Origin of the sequence: Methylocaldum marinum (genome assembly GCF_003584645.1) — a bacterium.
Lineage (GTDB): Bacteria > Pseudomonadota > Gammaproteobacteria > Methylococcales > Methylococcaceae > Methylocaldum > Methylocaldum marinum.
In genome coordinates, this window is the sequence record NZ_AP017928.1 from 1,752,342 (window position 1) to 1,776,079 (window position 23,738).

A 23,738-nucleotide genomic window follows, 5' to 3' on the forward strand; every position below is an offset into this window, starting at 1 on the left:
AGGGGAAGCCTTGAATCGAATCTCACCGATGAATTTGCCGCTTCCATCTGCGCCAAACAGCGTTTCCCACCGACCGAACGTCAGATGAGCAGCGCGGGCCAGATCGAGAGCACGGATGTACTCTCAAATGGGAAGACCGCGGTTGCCCGCGTTCTTCACATTTCCGACTTCCACTTTCTCGAGGAACCCGGTCAAACTTTGCTCGGAGTGGAAACCGAGATGAGTTTTGCGGCTGTTTTGGAACGTGCCACGCAAGCGCCCTGGCGTCCGGACCTTGCACTCTTGACGGGTGATCTGGTGCAGGATCCGTGCGTGTCAAGCTATGAACGGCTAAAACGGAGACTGGGCGCCTTGGATGTACCCTGTTACTGCCTTCCGGGAAATCACGACGATTCTCGCCTCATGGAAGAGCTTTTGCCGACCGAAACCATTCGTATCCAGCCTCAAATAACCCTGAATCAATGGCAGATCATTTGCCTGGACAGCACGATCCGCGACAAGCCGGGCGGGCGTTTATCGGACAAACAGCTCCGCCTGCTCGAAACGGCACTGGCGAGTTCGCCCAACCGTTATACTTTGATCGCACTTCATCATCACCCCATATCCAGCGGCAGTTCGTGGATGGATACCATGGTGCTCGAAAATGCCGACGCGTTTTTCGCGATAGTACAAAAATTTCCGCGCGCCCGGGCCGTCGTATTCGGCCATGTTCACCAAGCAATGGACGAAATGCGCGGTCCGCTGCGTCTGCTCGCAGCGCCTTCGACCTGCTTTCAGTTTAAACCCCGAAGTCCTGATTTTGCCGTTGACCGGCTTCCTCCCGGCTACCGCTGGATCGAACTGTACTCGGATGGAACCCTGGATACCGGCGTGGAGCGGCTCGCCGAAATTCCGGCGGGCCTGGAGTTCACGACGAAGGGATATTGAGAGAGCTACAAATCCACTCGTTCGCTAAAAGCGAAAGGATAGCTCGAGAGCAAACAAATCCCAGTCCGGGTCGAGCGCTTTCGGATCCGGATTCTCCGTATCCGAAAGCCAGCCGGTGCCATGTACGCGGTGATACTCCGCTCGCGCCATCCAATTGGAAGTAATATCCCAGCGTACGCCGACGGTCCAATCCTTTGCGAAACGACTCGAGCCGGGTCTGTTGGTTTGACGTTCGAATTTGCCGCCGTAACGATCGCCTATATTCGAATAATAAACATCGTAACGGACCAGAGCCTCGATTTCCTCGGTGAGACGATAAGCGCCTTGGAAATAGTAACTTTCCGATGTCGTAGTGACATTCGGGAATAATGGGCCAAAACCCTTTAGATTAGTATCGCGAATTGCGTATTCCGCGGTTAACGAAAGGCGTTCACCGTTATATTGAGCGGAAAATATATACGGCTGAAACCGGAATTCGCCATCCTGGAGAAGATCATTTCGTGTGGAGTCGTAACTCGCATGGGCTGACGCAGTCGTAAACGCAAGACGAACCAGGCCGCTCTGGTATTCATAAAGCAATTGACCGAGATAGGACAATTTTCCGTTCAACTCTCCCGGCCGATTTCTGCCAAACGTCAATCCTTCCAGAGATTTATCGACAGTAGGTACCCCCACATTAACTCTTAGCGAAAATGCCCCGATAGGGCTTTCGTATTCACCGTATGCCTGGCCTCCATCCGATGAAAGCGCAAAATTCCGAGTACGGTCGAAATAGATACTTTGCGGGAGAAAAATCGAAGGGCGGGTAAAGGCCACATCGCGAGTCTCGTTATATAAGCCGAGCGGATTTTTTACACGTCCCAAGCGGAGTCCCGCGCGGACCTCTACCGCTTCCAGAGCAGTGAAGTCGACTACGCCGTAGTCCAAGCGCACTTCTTCGTCTTCCAGCTCTCCTGCGCGGCGATACAATACCTGGGCCGCCAGACCTAAGCGAGTCAGCGGACGTAGTGAAAGGTTGAATCCGGCCTCGGTAAAATCGAAACTTCCCTTTTCGCTTTCCCCATAGAATTTATTTTCGGAGCTCAGAACGAAATTTTGGCTGATAAAGCCATGATATTGAAACGTATCTTTCCAATCGGCACTCGAACTCTGGGAGCAGCAAAAAATCAGCGGAGCAGCTTTTAACCAAACCTTCTTTGGACCGAACAATTTTGTCATTGGACGCCTTCACGGATAGTGATCGAGCGTACGGTGCGGTCAATTTCCGCATCGGGCAGGTAGCCAATTGCTCCCGGCGTCTTTGAAATCAGCGTACGCATTTCCTCGACGGTTGATACCGGTTCGGGAGCCTGGCCCGTTCCGGAAAAAACTTTTCTATCCCATGTCTGCCTGAGTTGGTGTGCAAACATCCCCAAATGCTTTTTGCAGAACTCTTTATGGACCCGACTGTTATCCGGCAGAACGAACACGACTACCGGACTGCCGTCTCGCCAAGAACGCTGTGACATCGTGAATATTGCCCGAGCTTCCTGCTGGCTGATTTCGGTGACGGGGGCATCCGGATGCACTACGGCGGATTCGGAGTCCGCCCGTCTGGCAATGAACAAAAAGACCGCAAGCGTAAGAATACGCGCGACAAACAAATACTTGCGCGCAGGCTCTAATAGCGGGAGGTTCAAAACGGGTTTCGCGGTGCTAGGTTTTTCGGCCAGCAGACAACGAATCGACAGGACTGACTGAAGCCGTTCCTGGTGCCAGATAATTTCCCAGCTCCGTCAACGCTTGACGGTAGACTTGTCGTTTAAAATACACTACGTCGCTCACCGGATACCAATAATCGACCCAACACCACGCATCGAACTCGGGCTTGTCACTGCGATGCAAGCAGATCCGCGATTCCTCGCCGGATAGACGCAGGATGTACCAGAGCTGCTTTTGGCCTATGCAAAGCGGAAACGAATGTTTACGGATATATCGTTCCGGAAGGTCGTAACGCAACCAATCTCGGGTTCGTCCGATGAGTTGCACGTCATGCTTTTTCAGCCCGACTTCCTCGTACAACTCTCGGTACATTGCAGCTTCCGGAGCTTCGTTTAATTTTATACCGCCTTGCGGAAACTGCCAGGAACGCATGCCGACTCGCCTGGCCCAAAAAACGCGGCCATCGTTATTGCATAAAACGATGCCCACGTTCAGGCGATAACCATCCGCGTCGATCATGGTCAGAGTGAAATCCTAATGCTGTCCTCGGTGATATAATCCTAGCGCGTTGGATCTGCCCGAAGCCCCGGCGCGGTCATCGCGACTTGCGGACGGCTCCATGGTACTCGGTAAATCCTTTTTAACTTGTAAATCTCAGCGCTAGCATTCGATTCGAATTTAAAGGAAACGCGTGAGTCTGGCAATATTTGACCTTGATAACACCCTTCTAGGTGGCGACAGCGACTATCTGTGGGGACAATTTCTGGTCGAGAAAGGAATCGTGGACCGAATCCGCTACGAAGAGGCAAATGCCCAATTTTACGCGGATTATCGGAACGGAACGCTCGATATTGCGGCGTTCCTGGAATTCGCCTTAAGCCCGCTTGCCGACCATGAAATCGATGCGTTGCACGCATGGCGTGCAGCCTTCATTGATGAAAAGATCAGGCCGATACTCTTGCCCGCCGCAGCGGCGCTCATCGAAAAACACCGTGCCCAAGGCGATGTACCGATCATAATTACCGCCACCAATCGCTTCGTGACGGAGCCGATCGCGGAGCTTTACGGCATCGAACATCTCATCGCGACAACCCCGGAATTCGAGAACGGCCGTTACACCGGACGGTTCACGGGGACTCCGTGCTTTCGTGAAGGCAAGGTACAGCGCCTTGAGGCGTGGCTGGCGGAGAACCGCTACGATATAGCCGCTAGCTGGTTTTACAGCGATTCGCACAACGACCTGCCGCTACTTTCATTGGTACGGTTTCCGGTTGCGGTGGACCCCGACGAGACGCTGGAAACCCATGCCGTACGGAACGGTTGGCCGGTAATCAGCCTGCGTAACGGCCGCTGCCCCGAAATCCACGCCAGGTTACTGCAAGAAAGACATCAGGCCTTGCGTATCAAGTAAAAGAAAACACCCGTCTCCTCTCTGTGATCCAGCATCTTATGTCCAGCCTGTTCCAGAAAAACGCCGAAATCCAGGACGGAGGCGGGATCGGTAGCCAGGACCCGCACCACCTGGCCGGTTTCCATAGTCTGCAAAGCTTTTTTTAATCGCAGCAACGGCAGCGGGCACATTAGCCCCGAAGTGTCTATTTCAAGATCGACCTGCACCATTCAGCTATACCCGTTGGAATACCCGTGACAACCGCGCCATTTTAGCAAAACCGCACCCTATGGATTATTTGCCGATCTTTGTCAATCTCAAAAGCGAGCCCTGCCTGATCGTCGGCGGCGGATCGGTCGCTGTCCGCAAGGCCGAGACCCTGCTTCAAGCGGGCGGAAAAGTCAGTGTCCTTGCCCCGGACTTTCATGACAAGCTGCTGAAACTAGGCGACTGCGGAACCCTGACTTTGGTCCGGAAGGCATTCCAGCCTCAGGACGTGCTCGGCTTCAAGCTGATCGTGGCGGCAACCGATGATGCCGATCTGAACGCCCAAATCGCCGCGACGGCGAAAACACACAATATCCTCATAAACGTTGTCGACCAGCCGGTCCTCTGTACGTTTATCTTTCCCGCCATCATCGACCGCTCTCCGATCGTAGCGGCCGTTTCCTCGGGCGGCGCGTCTCCGGTTCTGGCTCGCATACTGCGCATGCGGCTGGAATCTCTGATACCGCCGGCCTATGGCCGCCTGGCCAAGATCGCGGAAAATTTCCGAACCCGGGTCAAGCAGGCGATCGAAGTTCCGCAAGCACGCCGGAGGTTTTGGGAGACCGTCCTCTCCGGATCCGTTGCCGAACTCGTTTTCGCCGGAAGGGATGATGAAGCAGCCGAACGCCTGGAACAAGCCATCACAGCCCAGACCTCCTGCACGGAAAACCTGAATTTCGGAATGGTCTATTTGGTGGGTGCCGGACCGGGTGATCCGGATTTGCTGACCGTCCGGGCACTACGACTGATCCAGGAAGCCGACGTCGTGGTTTATGATCGCCTGGTTTCCCCCGAGATTCTGGAACTCATCCGGCGGGATGCGGAAAAGATCTATGCCGGCAAGCAGCGTAACGACCATACGCTCCCTCAGGCCGAAATCAACCGGCTTCTCGCCGACCTTGCCAAAACCGGCAAACGAGTCGTCCGGCTCAAAGGCGGCGATCCGTTTATTTTCGGCCGGGGCGGAGAGGAAATCGAAACCCTGATGAACGAAGGCATAGCCTTCCAGGTCATTCCCGGAATTACCGCCGCTTCGGGCTGTGCCGCGTACGCCGGCATTCCCTTGACCCACCGTGACCACGCCCAGTCCTGCACTTTCCTGACCGGACATATGAAAGACGGCCGGCTCATCGCTGTCGACTGGAACCAGTTATCCCGGCCCGGCCAAACGCTGGTCTTTTACATGGGACTTCAAGGATTGCCGGAAATCTGCTCAAGGTTGATCAAACATGGCTGCCCGGCGCGTCTGCCCGCCGCTCTCGTTCAGCAGGGGACCACCCGGCATCAGACGGTATTGACCGGTACCCTGCAAACCCTGCCGGACCTGGTGAGCCAATCCGGCGTCAAGGCGCCGACACTACTTATCATCGGTAGCGTCGTTACCTTACGGGAGAAACTCGACTGGTTCCGGCCGTCCGACATACCTCGGCATGGCCGTTGACAGCGGGAATGAGTCAGAAAGATTCTTTTGAGTCCGAGCTATAATGCCTTTCGCGTGTAACCAGCCAGTCGGCCCAGTTCAAAATCGCTCTGAGACGGGACCCGAGGAGTTTATTCGCTTCCTTGAAGTTCACCCATCTGAACTCGTCGTGCTCCGGCCTGCCGAGCAGCGGGTTGACGGGTAAATACACTTCGCCCCGGGGAGATTCGGCCAGATAATAGCGTGCGATCTTGCCCACGCCATAAGGCGGCGTCTCCTGGTAACCCTTACCCCAACGGAAATTCAATCCGGTCAGGTTGGTTTCCTCCAAAACCTCGCGCTGTGCCGCGGCGAGAGCATCCTCCCCCTCCTCCACCACGCCTTTCGGGAAATCCCAATAGCGGAATGCGCGGAGCAACAGATAGCGCGGCTCGTCGGCGCTGCCGCGCACGATAACCACGCCCGCCGACAAAATATAGTTCTTGATCATGAGCAAGCCACTCCGACAAGCCGATGGAAGCGGGATTTCGAGCCAATCCCCTAGTTATAGAAAACGAATTGCGAATCCGAGGGCAAGCCGCCTACCGGGAATGCCGCCGGCAATTTGCTCAGCCGACTCGCCGCAGCAACTCATCGAGTGCCCGATCCGGCAAAACTCTCTTCAGAAAACCGAACAAATAAGTGGGAAATGTGACGTAATAACGGGCTTTCGGTCTTTTCGACTCCAGCGCATGGATAACGGCCTTGAGTACTGCTTCCGGACCCAGGGTGAACGGCACGGCGGCGCCTTCCTTCGCCAGACGTGCTTCCATGGACAAATATTTCTGCCTATGCACGCTCCGCTCCCTATCGATGTTCTTCTTATACATGGTCATGGCGTTGTCCCGAAATCGGCTCAAAATCGGTCCGGGTTCGACCAGGGAAACGAAAATTCCGGTGCCGGCCAGTTCCTGTCGCAAGGTGTCGGACAAACCCTCCAGAGCGTATTTGCTCGAGTTGTAGGCTCCTCGGTAGGCCATGGCGGCGAAACCGAGCACCGAGCTGTTCTGAATGATGCGCCCATAGCCTTGCTTGCGCATCACCGGCAAGACTAGCGAAGTCAGCTCATGCGTTCCGAACACGTTGGTTTCGAATTGCTCGCGCAGTGCGGCGCGGCTCAGATCTTCCACCGCACCCGGTTGGCCATAGGCACCGTTATTGAACAACGCGTACAGACTGCCGCCGCTGCGCTGTAATACTTGGTCCAAGGCTACTCCGATGGAATGGGAATCCGCAAGATCGAGGCGGAAAGCTTCGAACCCTTCGGTACTCAAATTTTTCACATCGCCGTCTTTCCGCGCGGTCGCGAATACACGGTAACCCCGCTGCCGCAATCCACGGGCGGCACACAAGCCTATGCCGGAAGAACAACCGGTAATGAGAATCGTCTTGTTTTGATTCATCATGACAGAAAAGGTCGGAAAAATCGGGAATTACTCATTTTCAGCTTTGATGGTTCAGGAGAGATTCGGCGCTCAGCAGAATGACTTCGATTTCCTCGACGATCTCTTCTTGGCGCAAGGCGTTGCTTTTGCGCCGAAGATCCTCGATCTTGGTGTTCATCCGGCGTAAAGCGTTTTCCATGTGGTCCAGGCGACGACGATTCTCGGCCATCAGCGAGGCGTAGAACAAACCCGGGAGTTTTGCGAGCAAATAATGTTCGGTGAGTTCGGCGAAGAATGCCGTCGGATCGAGATTCAGCCTCGGAGGATAGGGAAACCCGACTTCTTCGAACGGCATGATCGGCAAGAGAATATGAGAGGCGACGCCGCCTTCCGGATCGTGGGAAAGAACGCTCAGGCGCTTCCATTGGGTCTGTTCCGCTCGCACACGATGCAGCACCGCCATCAGTTCGTTCAAAACAGGTTGCACTTCCTCGGCGACGTTGGGCCCATCCAGCCAGGCTTCGACTCCCGGGTAATCCTGGAGTTTGCTCGCAAGCCGCCGCCCGACCACGACCAAGCGCGGTCGAATCGGCGGCAGGGCAATCAGGGCAGCCATGATCGCTTCGTTAAAATCGCCGCAGAAGCCGCGTTCCGATCCGATCAGGATGTACACATGCGATCCGCCTGCCGCTGGCTGGTCATTGCTCCGAAATTCCGGATGAAAGGCCAAAAAGTCGGAGCTAGCCGACTCGATACTTTGGACCAGACGCTGCTGATGTCCCATGAATCGGCTGAACTTGCGCGTTTCGATCAGGGCCAGCGTCTTCATGGCGGTCATGATATCCGCGATTTCCCCTAAACGCCGCAAGCGCTGCTCGACTTCCGCTCGCCGACTCATCCGCCGTGTCGCCCGATGCCGCTCAAACGGCGATCCAGCCATTGATTCCACTCTTCACGGCTGGCCGATAAATCGATGGGAAAACGTTCCAGGCCCTTGGCGAGGACATCCAGTTGTTGTCGAATCGTAGCGGGATCGGGATCGTCGAATCGGCCGGTGTTGTACGCCACCATCCAGGCTAACTGAAACTCGGGCGACAGCGGCACCAGCCTTTCTTGCTTCAGGATTTCGCGCAGCACCTGACCGCGCCGAATCTTCTGTTCCATGGACGCCTCCAGCTTGGACCCGAACCGCGTAAAAGTCTCCAGCTCCAGAAACTGCAAAAAATCGAGTTTCATGCGCGCGGCTTCTTCCTTGATGCGCGGGTGCTGCGCACGTCCACCGATGCGGGAAACCGATCGGGTGATGTCGATTGCCGGGAGAAATCCGCTGCCGAACAGGCGGCGATCCAGGTAAATCTGGCCATCGGTGATCGAAATCAGATTGGTCGGGATATAGGCGGCAATTTCCCCCTGCTCGGTCTCCACGATAGGCAGGGCGGTCATGCTGCCGCCGCCGTGAGAGGCCGCAAGGCAAGTGGAACGTTCGAGCAGACGTGAATGCAGGAAAAAAATATCTCCCGGATAGGCTTCGCGTCCCGGCGGGCGGCGCAACAGCAAGGACAGCTCGCGGTAGGCGCGTGCGTGGGTTGAAAGATCGTCATAAACGATCAAAGTGTCCCGGCCGTGCCACATCCAATACTCGGCCACGGCACACCCGGCGAACGGCGCCAGGTATTTGAGCCCCGGCGAATCGCTGGCCTCGGCCACGACTACCGTGGTGTAAGCCAATGCACCGTAACGCCGCAATAAATCGATGACACTGATGGTGTCGGAGCGCTTCTGACCGATCAGCACGTAAACGCACAATACGTCGCGGTCACGCTGGTTGAGCACGACGTCGAGCGCCAGTGAGGTTTTTCCGACGCCGTTATCGCCGATGATCAGCTGCCGCTGTCCCCGCCCCAGGGGAATCATGGCATCGACGATCTTGGTGCCGGTGTAGAGCGGACGATCGACGAAATCCCGGGCGACGATCGGCGGTGAAGAAACATCCAGCTCCCGCCGAAGAGCCAGCTCCGGGGCCGGCCCGCCGTCCAGAGGCTTTCCCAGGGGATCGATCACTCGTCCGGCCAGTCCGTCGCCGACACTTAGAGCCAATCGCTGGCCGGTGAGATAAACCGGCGATCCGGAAGCCAGACCTACGGTTTGTTCAAGCAGGATGGCACCGAGCCGCTGATTGCCGAGATGGAATACCAGGCCGCGGCTGCCGTCGCCAAACATCAGGAGTTCGTCCATGGCGGCCGACGGCAAGCCGCGGATCCAGGCTATACCGTCTCCGACCGAGAGAACCTTCCCGTATTCTTCCAGGCGTAAACCGAATCGATAGTGCTCCACTTGCTCACCGAGCCGTGCGAGTGAGGAGCCGTTACGCGGCGTCGCGTGAAAAGGCATCTTGGAAAAATTTCAGTTCGTCACGGAGATTGGCGGACAAGACCCAGGAACCCGCATGGATCCGAATCCCCGCCAACAACGTGGGATCTCCTTTAAATATCGGTTTGACCTCGCTTTCTGCCGTTTGTCCGATCACACGCGCTAAAGCCGTTCGCCGACCCGCGTCCAGCGAGTAGGCGCTTGATACTTCCACAGCATCTTCGGCCATGGCCGATCGCAGTTTGTCGATTTCGGCTTGCGGCAAGCGACCGAGATCACTCAAAGCCAAGTCGATGAGGCTCGCTTCCAATTCTTGCGAAGCCAACCGCTCCAAAAGCTTCACCGTAAAGCGACCGGCCAGCTCGAGCGCGCGCTGCTCCGTGGTATGCATCCATTCTTGCCGCTCTCTCTCTTCCTGCGCCCGATCTTTAGCGCGCCGAGCGGACTCCTCTTCCGCCAGCCTTTCCAGGAGACGCTCGCGCTCCGCGGCGATCTCCTTCTCCAAATCACTCCTGGCCAGGTCTTTTTCCTTTTCCCAGTTCGCCATGTTCCGCTCGCATGCCTCCTTGGCCGCCAATGCCTCCGAACGCGCCTGGTCCGCCCTTTCCAACTGTTCCTCGATCTTCCGCCGGCGCGCCTGGATAACGCTCAAGACGGGCCGATAAAGAAAACGCCGGAGTATCCAAACCAGAACGATGAAATTGACGAGTTCCAGTACGAAGGTCGTCCAATCAAAACTCATGGAACGGCCTTATCTCAGCAAATATTCCAGCAGCGGATTGCGGAACAAGATGATCAATACGACGACCAGCACGTAGATTGCCAGGGATTCGATCATGGCAAGGCCGATGAACAAGGTGCGGGTAATCGCCTTCTCCGCTTCCGGTTGTCGCGCCAAAGCCTCGAGCGCTTGGGATATCGCCCTGCCCATCGCGATACCCGGAGCCACGACGCCCAAGGCAATGGCCAGCGCCGCGCCGACTGTGGACAAGACGACAAACCAAGTCATATCGCTCATGCACTACTCCTACTTTTGTAGCTGGTGTGTTTGAAGCGCGCCGGTGATATAAATCAATGCCAGCATCCCGAAAATATAGGCCTGCACGAGTGCCTCCACAATGTGCAGCAAGAGCAAGGGCACGGGCGCCAGGAAGCCGGCTACCAGGAGCACCAGGAGCACTGCCAGTTCGATACTCATGATATTGCCGAACAGCCGCACGGCCAGCGCGATCGTTCGCGATACTTCGCTCAAGAGATGAAACGGCAGCATGAGCGGAGTAGGCGAGAGATAATGGCGCAGGTAAGCCCAGCCGCTGGTACTTACGCCGTACCAGTGTACCGATAAAAACACCAAAAGCGCCAACGCCGCCGTCTCGGACAAATCGGCCGTGGGCGACCCGAGCCCCGGAATCAAACCGGCGAGATTGGCCACGACCAAATAGATCCAGAGAGTTCCGACAAACGGCAGCAACTTAACGCCATGAGTCGGCGCCACCGCACTTATGGCCCGCTCCATGGAAACTATCACGCCTTCCAGCATGGCTTGCAGGCCGGACGGCTTATCTACGCTCAGTTTACGGGTAGCCAGCCAGGAGAACGTTGCCAACAGAACGGTCAGGAGCCACGTGGTAATGACCGTCGGCCCGATATGGACCGGACCGATGTCGAACGACAGCAGGGCGATAAGCTCGGCTTGCTCCATGGTCAATGTTCGCGCATGAACAGATAAACGTTAAAGATCCCCACTATCACCCCGAGGATAATCAGACTGATCGTCCAGTGTATTGAATAGTTTTCCGAAAGTGTATCGAGCCAACGTCCCAGATACGCACCCAAAATGATGGGCACGACCAAGAGCAGTGCCAGCACGCCGAGAAAAGCCGTCTGGGACAACAGGGTCGAACGGTCACGCTCGGCCTGCTCCATGCGTTTCGCCTGCCGCTCGATAGAACGGCGAAGTTTTTCGTGCTCGTCCATTTCACCTTCCTCGTTCGATTTCCAGCAAGCGTTTCAACATTTCTTCTTCCAGCCGGCGCAAGCTTTGCTTTAGGCCGGCGAGCGTTTCTTCCTCCTTCAGCAACTGTTCCGTCAGAACTCTGCTGATACGACTGTAATCGGAGTCCCGGATATAGCGCCTGGCGTTGATGAATAATTGATTTTCGACGAAGTAGGCCAGGCCGCCGGGCAAGGCCAAATATTGCCAGGGCTCGCCTTCGCGCCGGTAGCGCGCGAGACCGAATACCAAGGCGGTCATGAAGCGCTCATGATAGGCACGCACACCGAAGCTGCCGGAAGCATCCTCTGCAACGAAGCTGTCCACAGCTTCAATGCGCTCGAATTGATCGAAGCTTTGTAAATTAAGAATAAAGGTGCTCATCTCTCGTCGCCGTATCTTCGATATTCTCGAAAGCTTTGTAAACATACTCTCTCGAACGATTGTCGAAAGCTTAGAAAAGCATCATGGCACGTCGGTTTCCCGGCTTCATTAAACCGGATTTTCTGTAAAATCCCCGGACGGGAACTCGTAGATCGAGCCGAGACGCAACGGATCACCCACACACCGCGCTCACGTTCCTGAACGGAGCCCGGAAAAACGTGCCTGAAACCGCGCAAAAGTCACTCTATTGACCCACTATGACCCATAAGCTTCAATTTCCTGCCGATTTCATCTGGGGTGTCGCCACCTCGGCCTATCAGATCGAAGGCTCTCCCCTGGCGGATGGCGCCGCCCCCAGCAACTGGCACCGATTCTGCCGCGTGCCGGGAGCGGTGCTTAACGGCGATACCGGCGACATCGCCTGCGACCACTACCGACGCTGGGCGGATGATGTAAAACTTATGAAGGAATTGGGCCTGAAGGCATACCGGTTCAGCATCGCCTGGAGCCGCATTCTGCCGAACGGGCAGGGAAAACCGAACGAAAAAGGCCTCGACTTTTACCGTAATCTGGTGGATGCGCTCGTCGCCAACGACATCGAGCCATTCGTCACGCTGCATCACTGGGATCTTCCCATCGCGTTGGACGATCTCGGCGGCTGGGCTAACCGGGATGCGGCCCACTGGTTCGCCGACTACGCCCACCTGATGTTCCGAACGCTGGAAGGCCGGGTCCAACATTGGACCACGCTCAACGAACCTTGGGTGATCATGGATGCCGGCTACATGCACGGTGTCCACCCCCCAGGACTCAGATCGCTCGAAAAAGCGCCTGTCGCCGCCCATAATCTGCTGCGGGGTCACGGTCTGGCCGTACAAGCGTTCCGCGCCGACGGCAAAGGCCAAATCGGGCTGGTCGTGAATCTGGAACCCAAGTATGCCGCCTCGAACGGTCCCGAGGATGCGGCGGCCCTGGCGAGAGCCCACGCCTATATGAACCGGCAATTTCTCGACCCCGTTTTTCTCGGAGCCTATCCCGACGAACTTGCCGAAATCTTCGGACACGACTGGCCTCGTTTTCCTGAAGACGATCTAAAGCTGATCCGGGAACCCATCGATTTTCTCGGCATCAATTATTACACCCGATCGGTAGTCCGCAGCGATCCGACAGCAGCACCCCTGTGCGCCTCCCCGGTAGCGCAAACTGGCGCGGAACACACCGAAATGAAGTGGGAGGTGTTCCCGGCCGGCCTGAAATCCTGCCTGCTCTGGGTCAAAAGGCGCTATGGCGACATTCCGTTATACATCACCGAGAACGGTGCCGCTTTTGCCGACCCGGAGCCGAAGAACGGACGTTTGGAAGACCCGCGCCGGGTTGACTATTTCCGGACCCATCTCCGCGCGGCACACGAAGCCCTACAGCAAGGGGCTAATTTAAAAGGCTATTTCGCCTGGTCTCTCGTCGACAATTTCGAATGGTCTTGCGGCTTTGCCAGGCGCTTCGGCCTGGTGCACGTCGACTACGCGACTCAGAAAAGAACGCCCAAGGACAGCGCCTCGTTTTACCGGCAGGTCATAGAGAGCAATGGAGAGGAGATCTGGCGTTGAGACTGCCGCGAAGCGCTTCCACCCCGTAGGACGACTTACGAAAACAACGTTGTTATCATCTCGTCCTTAAAAGATAATCTGCATTTACGCGCAACACACTATTCACTTGATTGCTATAATGCGCGGCCGTACAGGAAAGGTAAGCCCCGCATCGCGCGGGTCAAGCGACAAGCAGTTTGAAAACACAAGAAAAATTATCGAGGAGGAACCACTCATGCGAAAAATCAGCACTCTGTTTTTAGGTACGACTTTAATGATCGTCGCGGCACCCGGCGCGTGGTCCGACGAGGACACCCGTTATCCCGCGCATCATTTCAAACCTTCCGTGATTTATCAAGATCACGAATTGATCGCCCAAACCGGCTCGAACATTTCTTCGGATAGCCAGCCCGGCGCGCGGCAGGATTCCAAATATCCGGGTTCCTCTTTCACGCCGACGGTAATTTACCAAAATCCCGAATTCGTCAAGAACTAGGGTCTATCCGTCCGATTTGTGGAACGCACCGATGGGCAGGAGCCGATGCCGCATCGGTGCACCAATTTGCCGGAGAAATATATGTCCCATCTGTCACCCACCGCATCGAAATCAGGCGCTTGCCTGAAGACGATCATCGAGCGTTTGAATGTAGACGTTTTTTTGAATCATCCACTGCTCACCAGCCTCTTCGTAACGGATTTTGCCTTATTGAGCTTCGGACGAGCGCCATTGCTGCTCCGTTTCGTGCTGCTCGTGGGCCTGGTTTATCTCGGGATGTTTTTCAGCGCAAAATCGTTCGCGGCACGCTCCAACGCTGAAAAACGGCCCTGAGCGAAGGCCGACGAAAGTTCAAGCAAAAACCCTGGCGTTACGTCAAACGGAGTACGCATGTGAATACGGTAAAGGCGTCGGAGCCTAAAATCCGCCTTTTTGATTGGCAGAAATCGCTCACCATCATTTTGGACCATCCGGTTCAAACCAGCCTGTTCATTATCACCTTTGCCTTTCTGCTTCTGGTCGAGCCGCCGGTTCTGGTGTCGCTCTTGCTGCTCTCGACTCTGCTTTATTTCATTTTTGCGCTCGGCGAAAGCGTGTCCCGAGTCGAGGACCCGGCGGAGAGCAGTTCGGTTTTAACGGAAGAACAAGCCCCGTCCACGGATCCGGCTATCGCCGAAAGTTTCGAGGCGCCGTCGACCGGCACAGGCGAAGCAGGCAGAAGACCGCCGAGACGAACCGCGCAAAGAGGAAACGATCCACAGAACGCTCAGGCGAATCGGCAACAGCCCAGGCGAAGAGCTTCCAAGACTCCCAAATAGGATCGATAGCGAGTCAGTGGAAAGCGCCACCGAGCCGGTGACGCCAATTTGATATTTCCGCGGAGTCTGGCGGGAATCCTTCCCGTCAGGCTAGGCGCTGTGGGAAACGGGGCTACGTCGAAGCACGGACGCTTTCGCGTATTTCGAAACCAGCGCCGTGAAGCGATGAGCGCCTTCGGATAGCGTGTGCCCGGGGCGGAATGGGTCCCCGCTCTTTAACCCTCGCTGACGACGTTGATTTTTTTCGGTTGTACGGCGGCTTTCTTCGGTATGGAGATTTCCAGAACCCCATTCTTGCTGCGCGCCGTGATTCCGTCCGCATCGGCGGTGTCCGGCAGCGAGAAGCGGCGATAGAAGGATCCGAATACCCGCTCGACGCGTTTCAGGCCTTCGCGACGAACCGTCGCCTCGGTTTTCCGCTCGCCTTTCAGCGTGAGTATGCCGTTCTCCATCATGATATCGATGCTATCCGAGCTTACGCCGGGAAGATCGGCCCATAGAATATAGCGGCCCGGTTCCTCCTTGATATCCACGGCGGGGGTCCATTCCGCGGTGGCCGCGGTATCGGTCCCGGGGCGACCGCCTTCGAAGGAACGTTCCAGCTCTCTTTGAAGCTGATTCAAAATGCTCCAGGGTTCGTATCGAGTCATCGTGATTACCTCCTGCGGTAAAGAGTTTCGGCTCTAAACGCAATATGGAGGTGTGAGCGGGCATTTCAAGCGTCCGCGAATCAGCCCACCCAAACCCGCGCATTCCGAAATAGACGCATCCATGGCCCGTACTCGCCCCACCCTGCCGGATGCCAAGAATTCTGCACCGTGCGGAAACACCGTTCCGGATGCGGCATCATGATGGTGAAGCGACCGTCAAGTGTCGTCAGGCCGGTAATGCCCAAAGGCGACCCGTTCGGATTGTGTGGGAACGACTCGGCAATCTTGCCGTGGGTATCGGTATAGCAGAGCGAAACCAAGCCGAGACTGAGCGCCTTGCGTGCATCGTCATGGAATTCGGCTCTTCCTTCACCGTGAGCCACGACCACCGGGATACGCGATCCTTCCATACCGGTAAACAAGATGGATGGCGATCGCTGGACTTCGACCAAGGACACGCGTGCCTCGAACTGCTCGGATTCGTTTCGGACGAAGCGCGGCCAATGGACGGCGCCGGGAATCAATTCGGCGAGATGGGACATCATCTGGCAGCCGTTGCAGACGCCGATACCGAACGTGTCGTGCCTTTCGAAAAAGGCGCGGAATTCATCGCGGCCACGCGCATCGAGCAATACCGATTTGGCCCAGCCTCCCCCGGCACCCAGTACGTCACCGTAGGAAAATCCGCCGCAAGCGGCCAGGCCGACGAAATCGCGGAGCTTTACATGTCCCGCCAGGATATCGCTCATATGCACGTCCACCGCCGTGAAGCCGGCTCGATCGAACGCCGCCGCCATTTCCACGTGTCCGTTGACGCCTTGCTCCCGGAGAATCGCCACGCGCGGCCGGCCTTTGGCGATAAAGGGCGCGGCGACATCGTCGGCGGGATCGAAGCTCAGCTCGGCGTTGAGGCCGGGATCGTCCTCGACCGCGATGGCTTCGAATTCCCGGCGTGCGCAGTCCGGATTATCGCGCAAGGCCTGCATGCGGTAGCTGGTTTCCGCCCAGGTGCACTGCAGCTCGGCACGGGACTCGGACAACAAGATCTCGCCGCCCCCCCTGAACACGATTTGCTTGTCGGCACCGGGCAAGCCGATGACATGAGTGAAGCGGCCGAGCCCGGACCGATCGAACAGTTCAGTGACTCCACTCAGATCCGTCTCCCGCACCTGAATCACGGCTCCGAGCTCCTCGGAAAACAGCGCAGCGACCGGATCGTCCCCTAGCGCGGAAACATCGATTTCGAGTCCGCAGCGTGCGGCGAAAGCCATTTCGCAGAGCGTCGCGAACAAACCGCCGTCGGACCGGTCGTGATAGGCCAGCAGTCGCCCTTCCTCGTTCAAGGACTGGATTGCGGCGAAAAAGGACTTGAACAGGGCGGGATCGTCGAGATCGGGCGAATCGTTTCCCATTTGCCCGTAGACTTGCGCCAAGGCGGAACCGCCCAGGCGATTACTGCCCTGACCGAGATCGATCAGAATCAGACGGGTCGGGCCGCAGTCGAGCCGAAGCTCGGGCGTCAGGGTGCGGCGCACGTCGACCACCGGCGCGAATGCGGAAATGATCAGCGACAGCGGCGCCGTCATGACGACATCGCGTCCGTCCTGCCGCCATACCGTCTTCATCGACAACGAGTCTTTCCCGACCGGAATCGCAATGCCCAGGGTGGGACACAAGTCCAGGCCCACGGCCTTTACCGTATCGAACAGCTTGGCATCCTCGCCGGCAGCGCCCGCCGCCGCCATCCAATTGGCCGACAGCTTCACATGGCTCAAGGAACCGATTCGGGCGGCGGCGATGTTGGTCAAGGCCTCGCCAACCGCCATACGCCCCGACGCCGGTGCGTCGATGACCGCCAGGGGCGTTCGTTCACCCATAGCCATGGCCTCGCCGGCGTACGCCTGAAAACCGGAAACGGTAACCGCCACATCCGCCACCGGCACCTGCCACGGTCCGACCATTTGATCGCGCGCCACCAGCCCGCCGACCGAGCGATCGCCGATCGTGATCAAAAAGCGTTTGTCCGCCACCGCGGGGAAGTTCAAAACCCGCTTGGCCGCCTCCCGGATTTCGATGCCGTTGCGGGCAATAGGCGCTTGCGGATTGGCAATTCTCGCGGCGTCGCGCTGCATTTTCGGCGGCTTGCCGAACAGCAGCGCCATGGATATATCGATCGGGTGGGTACCGAATCGAGTATCGCTGAGGACCAGGCGCTCTTCTTCGGTTGCGTAGCCGATGACGGCATAAGGGCAGCGCTCACGCTCGCAAAATGCCCGGAACCGGTCCAGTGCCTCGGGTTTGAGGGCGATGACATAACGCTCTTGCGATTCGTTGCACCAAATCTGCATCGGCGACATGCCGGGCTCGTCGATGAGTATGTCGCGAAGCTCAAACCGTCCGCCCCGCCCTGAATCGTGGATGATTTCCGGCACGGCGTTCGATAGCCCGCCGGCTCCCACATCGTGGACGGACAAGATTGGATTGTCTTCACCCAGCGCGGCACAGCGGTTGATCACTTCCTGGCAGCGCCGCTGCATCTCCGGGTTCTCTCGCTGAACGGAGGCAAAATCCAGATCCTCGGCGCTCTCGCCCGACGCGACCGAGGACGCGGCTCCGCCACCGAGCCCGATAAGCATGGCCGGGCCGCCGAGCACGATGATGGGAGCACCGGCCGGAATCGGCTGTTTCGCGAGATGTTGGGGCCGAATGTTTCCCATTCCGCCGGCGATCATGATCGGCTTATGGTAGCCGTACAAACCGGAACTATCCCTGGCCTGTTGCTCGAAGGTGCGGAAATATCCGCAGAGATTCGGACGGCCGAATTCGTTGTTGAATGCCGCTCCGCCGATCGGTCCCTGCAGCATGATGTCAAGTGCCGAGGCAATACGGCCCGGCTTGCCGTGGTCCTTTTCCCAGGGCTGGCTGAAGCCCGGGATGCGAAGATGGGACACGGAAAAGCCGGTGAGACCGGCCTTCGTCTGCGAACCCCGTCCGGTGGCCGCCTCGTCGCGAATTTCGCCGCCGGAGCCGGTTGCAGCACCGGGATGAGGTGAAACGGCCGTCGGATGATTATGAGTTTCCACCTTCATCAGGATGTGGACCGGCTCCTCTCGATAACTGTATTCGAGCGTTTCCGGGTCGCGCAAAAACACGTTGGCCGTCGGCCCCTGCATGACCGCCGCGTTATCGCGGTAGGCGGATAAAACCCCTTCCGGAGAGCGCCGGGTCGTATTCCTGATCATGTCGAACAGGGTTTCTGCCCGAGTCTCCCCGTCGATACGCCAGCTGGCGTTAAAAATCTTGTGCCGACAATGTTCCGAATTGGCCTGGGCGAACATCATCAATTCGACGTCGGACGGATTCCGCCGCAGTGCCGTGAAGCTATCGGCCAGATAGTCCAGCTCGTCCTCGGACAACGCCAGTCCCAGCCTGCTGTTGGCCTTGACCAGTGCCGGTCTGCCTTCTTCCAGCAATGGAATGTACTCCAATGGCGTCGGCGCCGGGTGCTGGAAGACGAGAGACTCTTGTCCCGGCAGGAGCACCGTTTGAGTCATCCGATCGTGGATCAGAGACTTGACGGCTTCCTCGTTCGAGACCTTAACGCCCTTACTGCTTCGGACGCGATATTCGATTCCCCGCTCCACGCGCAGGACGGCTTCGAGATTGCTGCGCCGCACGATATCGGTCGCCTTGCTCGACCATGGGGAAATCGTGCCCAGCCGCGGTACCACCAACAAAGGGTCGCCAGTACCGCTCGGCGAATCGTGGGCCGGTCCGTAAGCCAGAATACTCTCCAGCGTACGCTTCTCCGTTTCGCTCAACGCGCGTTCAAGCTCGGCAAAATGCACGTAGACCGCCGAGACTTCGGCAATGGATGGCTCGACGCCTTGAAGATCGGCCAAAAGCTTTTGCAGACGAAACGTGGAAAGGGCGGAAGGACCGGAAAACGTGGCAAACATGGTCTTGGCTTTCTCTTATCCTGGGTACGGCAGTTGGATGCGTCCGAGCGCGAGGCGAGCGGACCGGAAGACACGCCTGTCCTGTTGGAAACGCCGGGGGAAAGCGTTATTCCTTATCCGGCTCCTGAAACTCGTCGAGCGACGACAACGTTTGGTGCAGCCGCTTAAGCAGATCCAATCCCGGTCCTTCTCTCCGCGGCTCGCCGTTTTCGTCGAGAACATAGATTACGGTGACGTTCCGCCTGTCCTCCAGCTTGACTCGATATTCCTTGGCCGGCGGTTCGGAACCCGTGAATAAGGCGCTAAGGTCGCCGAACAGCCCTCGGTCTTCGTACGGTTTGTCCTCTTCGCGGAAATAGACGTAGTAGAGGCCGTCCGAACGGTTTTGATCGCTGACCTCGAGTCTGAGCCGTCCCAGGGCCTTGCCCACTTCGTTCCAGGCCTCGGCATAGGACGCTTCGAGCTCGATCAGCGGTATGTCGTCGGAATTCTGCGCCAAAGTGGCCTGTGAAGATCCGTTCTCCGACTCATCGGACAGGGTGGATTTATCCGCGGAAGCGCTCAACCGGCTCGGTTCCACCCGATTTTCGCTGCCTTCGATGGTGGATGCATGCAAATCCGGCGGTATTTCCAGCGCGGGAATCTCGGAACTGAACTTGTATTGCTTCTGCTTATCCGGAAACAGACCGGCGACGAAGCTGCAGCTGCTCAAAACAAGAACACTCGAGGCCAAAATAACGGCTCTGAAATCGAATCGATTCATACTGCATTCGAAATTAAATCGTACCGGCTTGGCGCATGGCGCTACGAACCGTTTCCCGGCAGCTCTCCGAGAGCCAGGTCAACGGCAAGCGAATGCCGGATTCTATCAATCCCAGTTCGCACACCGCCCACTTCACAGGTATCGGGTTCGACTCGACGAACAGGTCGCGGTGGAGCGCGGCCAGCTTGGCGTCGATGGCTCTGGCCGCCTCCGCATCGCCGGCGACGGCCGCTGCGCACATCTCGTGCATGAGCTTGGGCGCCACGTTGGCCGTTACCGAAATCACGCCTTTTCCGCCGAGCAGGCAGAATTCGCACGCCGTCGCATCGTCGCCGGAATAAAGGAGGAAATTCGGACCGCACAGGCGCATAATTTCTCTTGCTCGATCCAGATTGCCGGTAGCCTCTTTGATGCCGACAATATGGGGAACTTCGGCAAGGCGAGCGACCGTTGCGGGCAGCAGGTCGCAAGCAGTTCGGCCGGGAACGTTGTAAAGAATCTGGGGAATGTCCACCGCCTCGGCAACGGCTTTGTAATGAAGATAAAGACCTTCCTGCGTAGGCTTATTGTAATAAGGCGTCACCAGCAGACAGGCGTCCGCGCCTGCCGCTTTGGCGCGCGCCGTCAGATTGATCGCCTCGGTGGTGGAATTGGCGCCGGTGCCGGCAATCACGGGAACCCGTCCGGCAACCTTTTCCACTACGAATTGAATGACGCGGCAGTGCTCCGCCTCATCGAGAGTCGCCGATTCTCCGGTGGTTCCCACGGCAACGATGGCATCGGTTCCCTGTTCGATATGAAATTCGAGCAAGCGGCTCAAACTTTCGTCATCCAGCGTACCGTCCGGTTTCATCGGGGTTACCAATGCGACGATGCTACCTTGAATCATGCAATTCAACTCGGTTCAATAAAATGAACATGTTACCGTGCGCCACTGCCATCTGACAACCGCGTAAGCCGTGTATACGGAGGAAAACCGCCGGAAACCGAAGCAGGGCCGGCAGCGGCACCGCTTGGATGAAAGTGATACACTTTTTGCATTTTTTCATGAAGAGAAACAACACTTCTATGCAGCTCGCCATCACCGTCCTGGGCGAAGATCGCTCCGATCTGATCGTGGAAATAACCCGCGCCATCAAGGACTGCAAATGTACGATTCTCGAAAGCCGCATGACCGAGCTGGGAAACGAATTTGCCGGACATTTGCTGGTCGAGGGCAATTGGAATCACATCGTGCGGCTGGAAAGTGCATTCGAAAACCTGGCAAATCGCTTCGCCATGAAGATCAACACGCTGCGCGGGCGGGAACCGGAGGACAGGGAAGACAATACCCTGCCCTATGCGATCGACATCTTCGCCACGGATCAGATCAACAGCATTCACGAACTCAGCGTGTTTCTCTCCACTCGCAATATCAAGATTCTGGATCTCAGCACCAGCCGCTATCCTGCCCCCTTCAGCGGCACCCCATTGTTTCTCGCACATATGGTCGTAAAGATCCCGACAGGCATGCGCATTGTCTCGCTGCGCGACGAATTCCTTGATTTCTGCGATCAGCAGAACCTGGATGCCATACTTGAACCCGTAAAACGCTAAAAATGGAGCCACTATGACAACTGCTTCTCCCGGGCAAGCCGCGCCGAGCTTTTCGGCTCCGGCCACATCCGGCAAAACCATCACGCTTTCGGATTATCGAGGCAAATACCTCGTCCTTTACTTCTATCCCAAGGACAATACGCCCGGCTGTACTCAGGAAGGCCAGGATTTTCGTGACCTGTATGCCGATTTTCAGAATTTGAATGCCGAGATCCTGGGGATTTCCAGGGATAGCGTGAAATCTCACGAAGGCTTCAAATGCAAGTATGAGTTTCCGTTCGAGCTGATCTCCGACGAGGACGAAACGATCTGCAAGCTCTACGATGTCATCAAGATGAAGAACATGTACGGCAAACAGGTACTGGGCATCGAGCGCAGCACCTTTCTCATAGACCCGGCCGGCACGATTGCCGCCGAATGGCGGAAGGTCCGCGTCGACGGCCATGCACAGGAGGTACTGGGGAAAATCCGGGAGCTGGCCGCCCAATAAAGAGCGCCCGTTCGATCTCCCATTCCCTATGTCAACCACAATCCATCATGAGTCAAGATCAAAGCGCTGAACAAAAGCTTTTCATACTCGACACCAATGTACTGATGCACGATCCGGCCTCGCTGTTCCGTTTCCAGGAACACGACATCTACATCCCCATGATCGTGCTGGAAGAACTGGACCATTCGAAAAAGGGACTATCGGACGTTGCCCGCAATGCCCGCCAGGCCAGCCGTTTTCTCGACGAATTGATTCAACATGCCGATATTCACGCGATCAGCAACGGCATACCGCTGAATCAACTGCAATATGCCTCCCGAATCGACGAAAAATGTTGCGGCCGCCTGTTTTTCCAGGTTCGGCGCATGGACTCGGTCTTGCCGGAAAGCCTGCCCGGCGATTTGCCGGACAATTCCATTCTCGCCACCATGCTGGCCTTGTCCGAGGAGCAGCCGGAAACACAAGTGGTGCTGGTGTCGAAAGACATCAACATGCGCATCAAGGCTTCGGTGCTCGGAATACGCGCCGAGGACTACCACAGCGATCAGGTGCTGGATGATATCAATCTGCTGTACAGCGGAGCTTTCGAGCTCCCGCTCGATTTTTGGGAAACCCACGGCAGCAAGATGGACTCCTGGCAGGACCCGCTGGGGCGCACCTTTTATCGTGTCTCGGGTCCGTTGCTGAAAGATTGGTATCCCAACCAATTTCTTTACCTTCCGGACGAATCGAATTTCGAAGCCATCGTCCGCAGCAAGGAGAGCGGCAGCGCCGTCATCGAACTGGCCCGCGACTATCGCAACCCGCAACACGCGGTATGGGGCATTCAGGCGCGCAACCGGGAACAGAACTTCGCCTTCAATGTTCTTCTGGATCCCGAAATCGATTTCGTCACATTATTGGGTATCGCCGGAACCGGCAAGACGCTGTTGACTTTGGCGGCCGGTCTTGCCATGACACTCGAACAGAAAATCTACCGGGAAATCGTGATGACCCGGGAAACGATACCCTTGGGCGAAGACATAGGATTCCTACCCGGTACCGAGGAAGAGAAGATGACACCCTGGATGGGCGCGCTGCTCGATAACCTGGAATTGTTGAGCAACCATGAAAACGGCTCCGCCTGGGAGCGACAGGCCACGAACACTTTGCTGTTGAACCGCGTCAAGATGCGTTCGCTCAATTTCATGCGCGGCCGCACATTCCTGAACCGTTTCATCATTCTGGACGAGGCGCAGAACCTGACATCGAAGCAGATGAAAACGTTGATCACCCGCGCCGGTCCCGGCAGCAAGATCGTCTGCCTCGGCAATATCGCGCAAATCGATACGCCGTATCTGACCGGCACGACTTCCGGGCTGACCTACGTGGTCGACCGGTTCAAGGATTGGCCGCATGCGGCGCACATTACCTTGAAGCGGGGCGAACGCTCCCGCCTGGCCGACTATGCGGCAGATTCCTTATAGCTTTAGAATGGACGATGACGGCGACGGGAATGCCGGGC

Annotated in this window: 27 protein-coding genes; 10 read left to right on the forward strand and 17 right to left on the reverse strand. The window is 57.0% G+C overall.

Annotated features, from left to right (window positions below; all coding sequences use genetic code 11):
* The first annotated feature begins 84 nt into the window (after positions 1-84).
* The gene (gene cpdA / locus sS8_RS07605; RefSeq protein WP_119629122.1) at positions 85-927 is read left to right on the forward strand and encodes a 3',5'-cyclic-AMP phosphodiesterase; all 843 of its coding nucleotides are present in this window, start codon (positions 85-87) and stop codon (positions 925-927) included.
* Positions 928-951: 24 nt separating this feature from the next.
* Here the strand turns inward: cpdA and sS8_RS07610 are convergent, their stop codons facing one another.
* Genes sS8_RS07610 through sS8_RS07620 form a run of 3 tightly spaced genes read right to left on the reverse strand, consistent with a single transcriptional unit; the run spans position 952 to position 3,147 of the window.
* Positions 952-2,145, reverse strand: a complete 1,194-nt coding sequence (locus sS8_RS07610; RefSeq protein ID WP_119629123.1) for a porin family protein — start codon at positions 2,143-2,145, stop codon at positions 952-954.
* A complete protein-coding gene (locus sS8_RS29065) occupies positions 2,142-2,606 on the reverse strand; it encodes a type 2 periplasmic-binding domain-containing protein (protein ID WP_145986445.1) in 465 nt (154 codons plus the stop codon). Before sS8_RS29065 ends, sS8_RS07610 begins: the two co-directional genes overlap by 4 nt.
* 16 nt (positions 2,607-2,622) lie before the next feature.
* Complete coding sequence (locus sS8_RS07620) at positions 2,623-3,147, reverse strand: RNA pyrophosphohydrolase (protein WP_119629125.1); 525 nt, start codon at positions 3,145-3,147, stop codon at positions 2,623-2,625.
* Positions 3,148-3,319: 172 nt separating this feature from the next.
* Between sS8_RS07620 and sS8_RS07625 the strand changes: the two genes are divergently transcribed.
* Positions 3,320-4,039 (forward strand): histidinol-phosphatase, encoded by a 720-nt coding sequence (locus sS8_RS07625; RefSeq protein ID WP_119629126.1) that lies wholly within the window; start codon positions 3,320-3,322, stop codon positions 4,037-4,039.
* Here sS8_RS07625 and sS8_RS07630 read toward each other — a convergent pair.
* Positions 4,018-4,248 (reverse strand): sulfurtransferase TusA family protein, encoded by a 231-nt coding sequence (locus sS8_RS07630; protein WP_119629127.1) that lies wholly within the window; start codon positions 4,246-4,248, stop codon positions 4,018-4,020. The genes sS8_RS07625 and sS8_RS07630 overlap by 22 nt on opposite strands.
* A 59-nt stretch (positions 4,249-4,307) precedes the next feature.
* On the opposite strand from sS8_RS07630, the gene cysG reads away from it, so the two are divergent.
* Positions 4,308-5,726: a siroheme synthase CysG gene (gene cysG / locus sS8_RS07635; RefSeq protein ID WP_119629128.1), complete on the forward strand. Its 1,419-nt coding sequence runs from the start codon at positions 4,308-4,310 to the stop codon at positions 5,724-5,726.
* A gap of 13 nt (positions 5,727-5,739) precedes the next feature.
* Here the strand turns inward: cysG and sS8_RS07640 are convergent, their stop codons facing one another.
* The 9 genes from sS8_RS07640 to sS8_RS07680 all read right to left on the reverse strand — a co-directional run bounded on the left by sS8_RS07640 (position 5,740) and on the right by sS8_RS07680 (position 11,876).
* A complete protein-coding gene (locus tag sS8_RS07640; RefSeq protein ID WP_119629129.1) occupies positions 5,740-6,195 on the reverse strand; it encodes a bis(5'-nucleosyl)-tetraphosphatase in 456 nt (151 codons plus the stop codon).
* A 118-nt stretch (positions 6,196-6,313) separates the two neighbouring features.
* On the reverse strand, positions 6,314-7,147 hold the full coding sequence (locus tag sS8_RS07645; protein ID WP_197716768.1) for an SDR family oxidoreductase: 834 nt from the start codon (positions 7,145-7,147) through the stop codon (positions 6,314-6,316).
* A gap of 40 nt (positions 7,148-7,187) precedes the next feature.
* Entirely contained in the window at positions 7,188-8,027 is an 840-nt protein-coding gene (locus tag sS8_RS07650) for a F0F1 ATP synthase subunit gamma (protein ID WP_170160989.1), read from the reverse strand.
* Complete coding sequence (locus sS8_RS07655) at positions 8,024-9,520, reverse strand: F0F1 ATP synthase subunit alpha (protein WP_119629132.1); 1,497 nt, start codon at positions 9,518-9,520, stop codon at positions 8,024-8,026. The genes sS8_RS07650 and sS8_RS07655 overlap by 4 nt, the downstream gene beginning before the upstream one ends.
* Positions 9,495-10,241, reverse strand: coding sequence for a F0F1 ATP synthase subunit delta (locus tag sS8_RS07660; RefSeq protein ID WP_119629133.1), 747 nt, complete (start codon positions 10,239-10,241; stop codon positions 9,495-9,497). Before sS8_RS07660 ends, sS8_RS07655 begins: the two co-directional genes overlap by 26 nt.
* Positions 10,242-10,250: 9 nt before the next feature.
* Positions 10,251-10,517: an ATP synthase F0 subunit C gene (atpE, locus tag sS8_RS07665; RefSeq protein WP_119629134.1), complete on the reverse strand. Its 267-nt coding sequence runs from the start codon at positions 10,515-10,517 to the stop codon at positions 10,251-10,253.
* 9 nt (positions 10,518-10,526) lie between these two features.
* On the reverse strand, positions 10,527-11,201 hold the full coding sequence (locus sS8_RS07670) for a F0F1 ATP synthase subunit A (protein WP_119629135.1): 675 nt from the start codon (positions 11,199-11,201) through the stop codon (positions 10,527-10,529).
* A gap of 2 nt (positions 11,202-11,203) precedes the next feature.
* Positions 11,204-11,476: an AtpZ/AtpI family protein gene (locus sS8_RS07675; RefSeq protein ID WP_119629136.1), complete on the reverse strand. Its 273-nt coding sequence runs from the start codon at positions 11,474-11,476 to the stop codon at positions 11,204-11,206.
* 1 nt (position 11,477) lies between these two features.
* Entirely contained in the window at positions 11,478-11,876 is a 399-nt protein-coding gene (locus tag sS8_RS07680) for a F0F1 ATP synthase subunit epsilon (protein WP_119629137.1), read from the reverse strand.
* Between the two features lie 257 nt (positions 11,877-12,133).
* Between sS8_RS07680 and sS8_RS07685 the strand changes: the two genes are divergently transcribed.
* From sS8_RS07685 to sS8_RS07700, 4 genes are all read left to right on the forward strand, one after another.
* Positions 12,134-13,483 (forward strand): GH1 family beta-glucosidase, encoded by a 1,350-nt coding sequence (locus sS8_RS07685; protein ID WP_119629138.1) that lies wholly within the window; start codon positions 12,134-12,136, stop codon positions 13,481-13,483.
* Positions 13,484-13,697: 214 nt separating this feature from the next.
* A complete protein-coding gene (locus sS8_RS07690; protein ID WP_119629139.1) occupies positions 13,698-13,958 on the forward strand; it encodes a hypothetical protein in 261 nt (86 codons plus the stop codon).
* Positions 13,959-14,039: 81 nt separating this feature from the next.
* Positions 14,040-14,291, forward strand: coding sequence for a hypothetical protein (locus sS8_RS07695; RefSeq protein WP_145986446.1), 252 nt, complete (start codon positions 14,040-14,042; stop codon positions 14,289-14,291).
* Positions 14,292-14,350: 59 nt separating this feature from the next.
* On the forward strand, positions 14,351-14,776 hold the full coding sequence (locus sS8_RS07700) for a single stranded DNA-binding domain-containing protein (RefSeq protein ID WP_119629141.1): 426 nt from the start codon (positions 14,351-14,353) through the stop codon (positions 14,774-14,776).
* A 215-nt stretch (positions 14,777-14,991) separates the two neighbouring features.
* Here the strand turns inward: sS8_RS07700 and sS8_RS07705 are convergent, their stop codons facing one another.
* The 4 genes from sS8_RS07705 to dapA form a co-directional block, all read right to left on the reverse strand.
* Positions 14,992-15,432, reverse strand: a complete 441-nt coding sequence (locus sS8_RS07705) for an Hsp20/alpha crystallin family protein (RefSeq protein ID WP_119629142.1) — start codon at positions 15,430-15,432, stop codon at positions 14,992-14,994.
* Positions 15,433-15,506: 74 nt separating this feature from the next.
* A complete protein-coding gene (purL, locus tag sS8_RS07710) occupies positions 15,507-19,385 on the reverse strand; it encodes a phosphoribosylformylglycinamidine synthase (RefSeq protein ID WP_119629143.1) in 3,879 nt (1,292 codons plus the stop codon).
* Positions 19,386-19,491: 106 nt separating this feature from the next.
* On the reverse strand, positions 19,492-20,097 hold the full coding sequence (bamC, locus tag sS8_RS07715) for an outer membrane protein assembly factor BamC (protein WP_170160990.1): 606 nt from the start codon (positions 20,095-20,097) through the stop codon (positions 19,492-19,494).
* Positions 20,098-20,161: 64 nt separating this feature from the next.
* A complete protein-coding gene (gene dapA / locus sS8_RS07720; RefSeq protein ID WP_119629145.1) occupies positions 20,162-21,037 on the reverse strand; it encodes a 4-hydroxy-tetrahydrodipicolinate synthase in 876 nt (291 codons plus the stop codon).
* 158 nt (positions 21,038-21,195) lie between these two features.
* Here dapA and sS8_RS07730 point away from each other — a divergent pair, with 158 nt between their 5' ends.
* The 3 genes from sS8_RS07730 to sS8_RS07740 are packed head-to-tail and all read left to right on the forward strand — an operon-like array spanning position 21,196 to position 23,700.
* A complete protein-coding gene (locus tag sS8_RS07730) occupies positions 21,196-21,744 on the forward strand; it encodes a glycine cleavage system protein R (RefSeq protein WP_232020559.1) in 549 nt (182 codons plus the stop codon).
* A gap of 13 nt (positions 21,745-21,757) precedes the next feature.
* Positions 21,758-22,234, forward strand: coding sequence for a peroxiredoxin (locus sS8_RS07735; RefSeq protein WP_119629148.1), 477 nt, complete (start codon positions 21,758-21,760; stop codon positions 22,232-22,234).
* A gap of 47 nt (positions 22,235-22,281) precedes the next feature.
* Positions 22,282-23,700 carry a PhoH family protein gene (locus tag sS8_RS07740; protein WP_119629149.1) on the forward strand — a complete coding sequence of 473 codons (1,419 nt, stop codon included), beginning with the start codon at positions 22,282-22,284 and terminating at the stop codon, positions 23,698-23,700.
* The last annotated feature ends 38 nt before the right edge of the window (positions 23,701-23,738 follow it).